This window comes from Dietzia maris (assembly GCF_014144855.1).
GTDB lineage: Bacteria > Actinomycetota > Actinomycetes > Mycobacteriales > Mycobacteriaceae > Dietzia > Dietzia kunjamensis.
The window spans coordinates 1-4402 of sequence record NZ_JAALDN010000159.1 but is presented as its reverse complement, the minus strand read 5'-3'; the positions used below and the strand labels follow the sequence as shown (position 1 = coordinate 4402).

Annotated in this window: 5 protein-coding genes and 1 pseudogene; 2 read left to right on the top strand and 4 right to left on the bottom strand. The window is 70.6% G+C overall.

Annotated features, from left to right (window positions below; all coding sequences use genetic code 11):
* The 3 genes and pseudogenes from G6024_RS05940 to G6024_RS05930 form a co-directional block, all read right to left on the bottom strand.
* Positions 1 to 892: pseudogene (locus tag G6024_RS05940) on the bottom strand (restriction endonuclease); the annotation flags it as partial.
* Between the two features lie 94 nt (positions 893 to 986).
* Positions 987 to 1484 (bottom strand): transcription elongation factor GreA, encoded by a 498-nt coding sequence (gene greA, locus G6024_RS05935; RefSeq protein WP_067715687.1) that lies wholly within the window; start codon positions 1482 to 1484, stop codon positions 987 to 989.
* 147 nt (positions 1485 to 1631) lie between these two features.
* Positions 1632 to 2090 carry a DUF4307 domain-containing protein gene (locus G6024_RS05930; protein ID WP_120283777.1) on the bottom strand — a complete coding sequence of 153 codons (459 nt, stop codon included), beginning with the start codon at positions 2088 to 2090 and terminating at the stop codon, positions 1632 to 1634.
* A gap of 137 nt (positions 2091 to 2227) precedes the next feature.
* Here G6024_RS05930 and mca point away from each other — a divergent pair, with 137 nt between their 5' ends.
* Both mca and G6024_RS05920 read left to right on the top strand, forming a co-directional pair.
* Entirely contained in the window at positions 2228 to 3151 is a 924-nt protein-coding gene (mca, locus tag G6024_RS05925) for a mycothiol conjugate amidase Mca (RefSeq protein WP_159148274.1), read from the top strand.
* Complete coding sequence (locus tag G6024_RS05920) at positions 3148 to 3474, top strand: hypothetical protein (RefSeq protein ID WP_067715680.1); 327 nt, start codon at positions 3148 to 3150, stop codon at positions 3472 to 3474. The genes mca and G6024_RS05920 overlap by 4 nt, the downstream gene beginning before the upstream one ends.
* Positions 3475 to 3531: 57 nt before the next feature.
* Here G6024_RS05920 and G6024_RS05915 read toward each other — a convergent pair whose 3' ends face one another.
* Positions 3532 to 4233 (bottom strand): CE1759 family FMN reductase, encoded by a 702-nt coding sequence (locus tag G6024_RS05915; protein WP_159148273.1) that lies wholly within the window; start codon positions 4231 to 4233, stop codon positions 3532 to 3534.
* Positions 4234 to 4402 lie beyond the last annotated feature (169 nt).

The following is a 4402-nucleotide window of genomic DNA, read 5'->3' as shown; positions in this document are numbered from 1 at the left end:
CGGCCTGGCCGACGCCGCCGCGGCCGGGCCGCACGAGCCAGGCGCGCCGGGAGTGGTCGTCGCGGTGGCGCTGCCACTGGTTGGCCACGGAGCCGCGGTACCAGTCGACGGGCTGGCCGAGCTGCGCGGACAGCACCTCGGAGATGCGGTGCAGGTCCTGGTCGATGTCCAGCTCGTCGATGCCGGACGGGCCGCCGATGAGGTCGGCGAACGCGTCGCGGATGCGGGTCTTGTGTTCGTGCTTGACGATCGGCTGGAAGTAGCCGGGCCACACGAGGTACTGGAGGCTGTAGCGGATGGCCCGCCAGTCACCGGGGGTGGAGCGGGCCGCGCGCTGGAACTCCCACGGGTCCGACAGCGCGGCGTCCCGGACGGACGCGTCGAGCTCCGCCCAGTGGATGACGAACGAGCACAGCCAGCGCAGGTGCTCGCGCATCTGCACGTTGAACCCCAGGCCCCCGGTGAGCGGGCCCTTCTCGCTGAGGACCTCGTCGAGATCGGTGGGGATCCCGGGCGCGTCCTCGATCCAGGAGAGCACGTCGCGGACGCGGCCGCGCTTGAGGCGGGCCGTGACCGTGGACAGGGGAAGCTGCTGGATGAAGAGCAGCTCGGCGGCGAGCAGGACCACGGGCCGCGGTGCGCCCTCGAGCTGGTCGTGCAGCGCCTGCATCACGGGGGAGCGTGTCGACCCGGGCGCCGCGCCGGCGGCCCCGTCCTCGGGGTCGGAGTCCAGACGGCGGGCCAGCTCCTCGGCCACCTCGGGCGTCCACGTGTAGAGGTCGTCCTCGAAGGGGGACTGACCGGTCCGCAGTGCCGGTCCCAGGACCCGCCCGGCCGCCGCTTCGATAGTCGGGGCCGGGCCGTGGGGCCTGTCCTGGGAACCGTCTGACACGTGGAACTCCTGCTACGCCGGGGCGGATTCGGGCCCGCCTGGAGGCGACCCGACATTCGTGAAGAACGTACCACCGGTCCCCGTCTTCAGCCGGTCAGCTGTGGTACGGCTCCGCGGTCACGATGGTGACGGCGACCTTCTTGCCGTTGGGGGCGGTGTACTCGCGGCTCTCCCCGTTCTTGGCGCCGAGGACGGCCTTGCCGAGCGGGGACTCGGGAGAGTAGATCTCGAGGTCGTCCTTGCCGGAACCCTCGCCGCGGGTACCGATGAGGAAGGTCTCCTTGGTGTCCTCGTTGCCGTTGTAGTAGGCGCGGACGACGGAGCCGATGAGCGCGACACCGGACTCGGTGGGCGTCTCGCCGACCTGGGCGTTGGCCAGCAGGTCGTCGATGGTCCGGATGCGGGCCTCCTCCTGGCCCTGCTGCTCACGCGCGGCGTGGTAGCCGGCGTTCTCCTTGAGGTCGCCCTCCTCGCGCCGCTCGTTGATCTCGGCGGCGATGACCGGACGGTTGGCGATCAGCGCCTCCTTCTCGGCCATGAGGCGGTCGTACGATTCCTGGGTCAACCAGTGGACCTGGGTGTCGTTCGCCATGAGCGCACTCCAATCTGTTCGCGTGCGTGATGTAAGAAAAACACGGCCCCGCGAAAAAGGGAGCCGTGCTGAAGCGCCGATTCTAACACAGGCGCCGTCGGTCGCCGGCCGATACGCGCGGCCCTGACGGCGTGGCCGTCTGCGGCCCTACCTGCGCAGGTAGTCGGGGACGTCGTCGCCACACCCGTAGACGTCCGCGGCGAACGCGCGGGCGGTGGTGAAGATGGACGCGTCGATCTGGATCGTGGTGTTCTCCGACGGTGGGACGTAGACCTCGCGCCGACCGAGTTCGCCCTTGGACTCCTCCTGGGCCCGGATGATGCAGTAGGCGGGCGTGCCCGGCTCCTCGCGCGTCACGGTGAACGTCAGGTCGACCCGCGACTCGTCGACGACCTCCACCCCGATCGCCTCGCCCGTGATGTCCGGCGTCTGGTTGAGACGCCACATCGTGTAGACGCCGGCGATCACCAGGCCGCCCACGAGCAGCGCCAGGATGACGGCGACGACCTTGCCGGTCAGGTTCGAGCCGCGGTCGGCGGTCGCGTACCGGTCCGCGGGCGGGCCCACGGGGGGCTGCGACGGGGCGTCCGACCTCGGCTCACTCATGGGAGCCAGGGTATCGGGGCACGCTGGCGGGGACGGCCGGGGGTCGCCGGCGGGCCCCGCCGGGGGCGGCGCCTGGGCCGACGCCCATAGAATGGTGCGGTCATCCACTCACGTGAGAAGAACGGCAGGTGCTTCCGATGGCCGGTCTGCGGCTGATGGCGGTCCACGCCCACCCCGACGACGAGTCGTCAAAGGGGTCGGCAACCATGGCCAGGTACGTCGCCGAGGGCGTCCACGTGCTGGTGGAGACGTGCACCGGGGGCGAGCGGGGCGACATCCTCAACCCCGCGATGGACCGCCCCGACATCGTCGCGGACCTGACGGGCGTCCGGGTGCGTGAGATGGCGCGCGCCGCCGACATTCTGGGGGTCGACCACCACTGGCTGGGTTTCGTGGACTCGGGGTTGCCGGAAGGTGACCCCACGCCACCCCTGCCGGAGGGATGTTTCGCCCTGGCCGACGACGACGAGGTCACCGAGTCCCTGGTCCGCAGGATCCGGGAGTTCCGTCCCCACGTGATGATCACCTACGACGAGAACGGTGGGTATCCCCATCCGGATCACCTGAAGGTGCACTCGGCGTCGATGGCCGCGTACGAGGCCGCCGCCGACCCCGCCCGTTATCCGGACGCCGGTGGGCCGTGGGCGATCGCCAAGGTCTACTACACCCACGGGTTCCCCAAGAGCCGCCTCCAGCTGCTGGACGACGAGCTGTTCGCCCGCGACGGTGTGCGCCACTTCGAGGAGTTCCTGTCGCGCTGGGGGGACCGCCCCGACATCATGGAGCGGGTCACCACGCGGGTCGAGTGCGCGGAGTACTTCGAGCAGCGCAACTCGGCACTGCTGGCCCACGCCACCCAGATCGACCCCAACGGCTGGTTCTTCGCCGCACCCGTGGAGATGCAGCAGCGGGTGTGGCCCACCGAGGAGTTCGAGCTCGCCGCCAGCCGGGTGGGCTTTCCCGAGCTCGGTGAGGGAGAATACGAGACAGACCTGTTCGAGGGAGTCGACCCGTACGTCGCTCTCCCCGTCGGCCCGAGCACGAGTGAGGACCCACGATGATCACCCTGGGACCGGACGTCCAGATCCTGGCGTACCAGTCGGCGATGGTCCTCGCGCAGAACCAGTCGCCCGGTACGCCCGGGTACAACGACAACCCGGTGGGGCCGGAGTTCGGCAAGGCATCGCCGATCGGTATCCCGGTGATCCTGCTGTTGCTCATCGCCACCGTGCTGCTCATCCGCAACATGAACAAGCACATCAAGAACCTGCCGGAGAGCTTCGACACTGAGCATCCCGAGCCGGATCAGCTCGCCGACGAGGGCACCGACCGCGGCGCCGTCCCGCCCCTGGAGTCGACCGACGGGCAGCCCGACCCCCGCTGACGGTCTGCGTCGGGGCCGGGCCGCACACCCCGCCGGGGGCAGGACCTGCCCGCCGGTTCAGCGGCCCAAAAGGTCGCCCATCGGGACGAAGTCGCTGAACTCGTCGTCGTCGGTCTTGCGTCCCCGCCCGGCGTCCGCGCGCGTCGGCGCCACCGCGCCGGCGGTGACCCCGGCGAACCGCATCATGTAGTCCGACAGTTCGGTACCCACCCGCGCGGTTCGTGCGCGCAGCGAGTCCTCGTCGCCGTCGGTGGTGGCGGCGCCGAAGTCCTCGGCCGCCGCGAACACGGTCGTGGGGACGATGTCGGCCTTGAGGTAGGCGAACATGGGTCGCAGTGCGTAGTCGACCGCCAGCGAGTGCCGCGCGGTCCCGCCGGTCGCGCCCAACGCCACCGGCACGCCGGCGATCGTGCCGGGTTCGATGACGTCGAACAGTGACTTGAACAGGCCCGAGAACGACTGGTTGTAGATGGGCGTCACCGCGATCAGCCCGTCCGCCCGGCCGATCTCGTCGATCGCCGCGGCCAGTTTCTCGCCGGGGAACCGGGTGAAGGTGGCGTCGACGACCTCGTGCGCCAGTTCACGGGCCTCGAGGACCGTCACGTTGACGTCCTGGCCGTGACGCGCGAGCGCGTCCCGGGTCGCGGCGGTGAGCTGGTCGGCGAGCATCCGGGTGCTGGAGGGCACCGAGGTTCCGGCGGCGACGACGACGAGGTTGAGCGGCCGCCCGGCGGCATGGCTGTTGTGGGATTCGGTCACTTGGAGTCCTTCCCGGCCGGCGCCTCGGCGAGGCGGGCCTGGTTGCGGCGGGCGCGGGCCAACGACTGCTCCTGGGCGCGCTGACCGCCCTCGGCGGTGAGGCCCGTCCAGTTGTCGCCGGTACCGAAGCGGTAGGCGTCGGAGTAGGCGGGGTCGCCGGCGGCGGCCA

Bases quoted from the DNA above. Each gene is read 5' to 3' on its own strand.
- greA (WP_067715687.1), bottom strand. From the start codon at position 1,484: ATGGCGAACGACACCCAGGTCCACTGGTTGACCCAGGAATCGTACGAC.
- G6024_RS05920 (WP_067715680.1), top strand. From the start codon at position 3,148: ATGATCACCCTGGGACCGGACGTCCAGATCCTGGCGTACCAGTCGGCG.
- mca (WP_159148274.1), top strand. From the start codon at position 2,228: ATGGCCGGTCTGCGGCTGATGGCGGTCCACGCCCACCCCGACGACGAG.
- G6024_RS05930 (WP_120283777.1), bottom strand. From the start codon at position 2,090: ATGAGTGAGCCGAGGTCGGACGCCCCGTCGCAGCCCCCCGTGGGCCCG.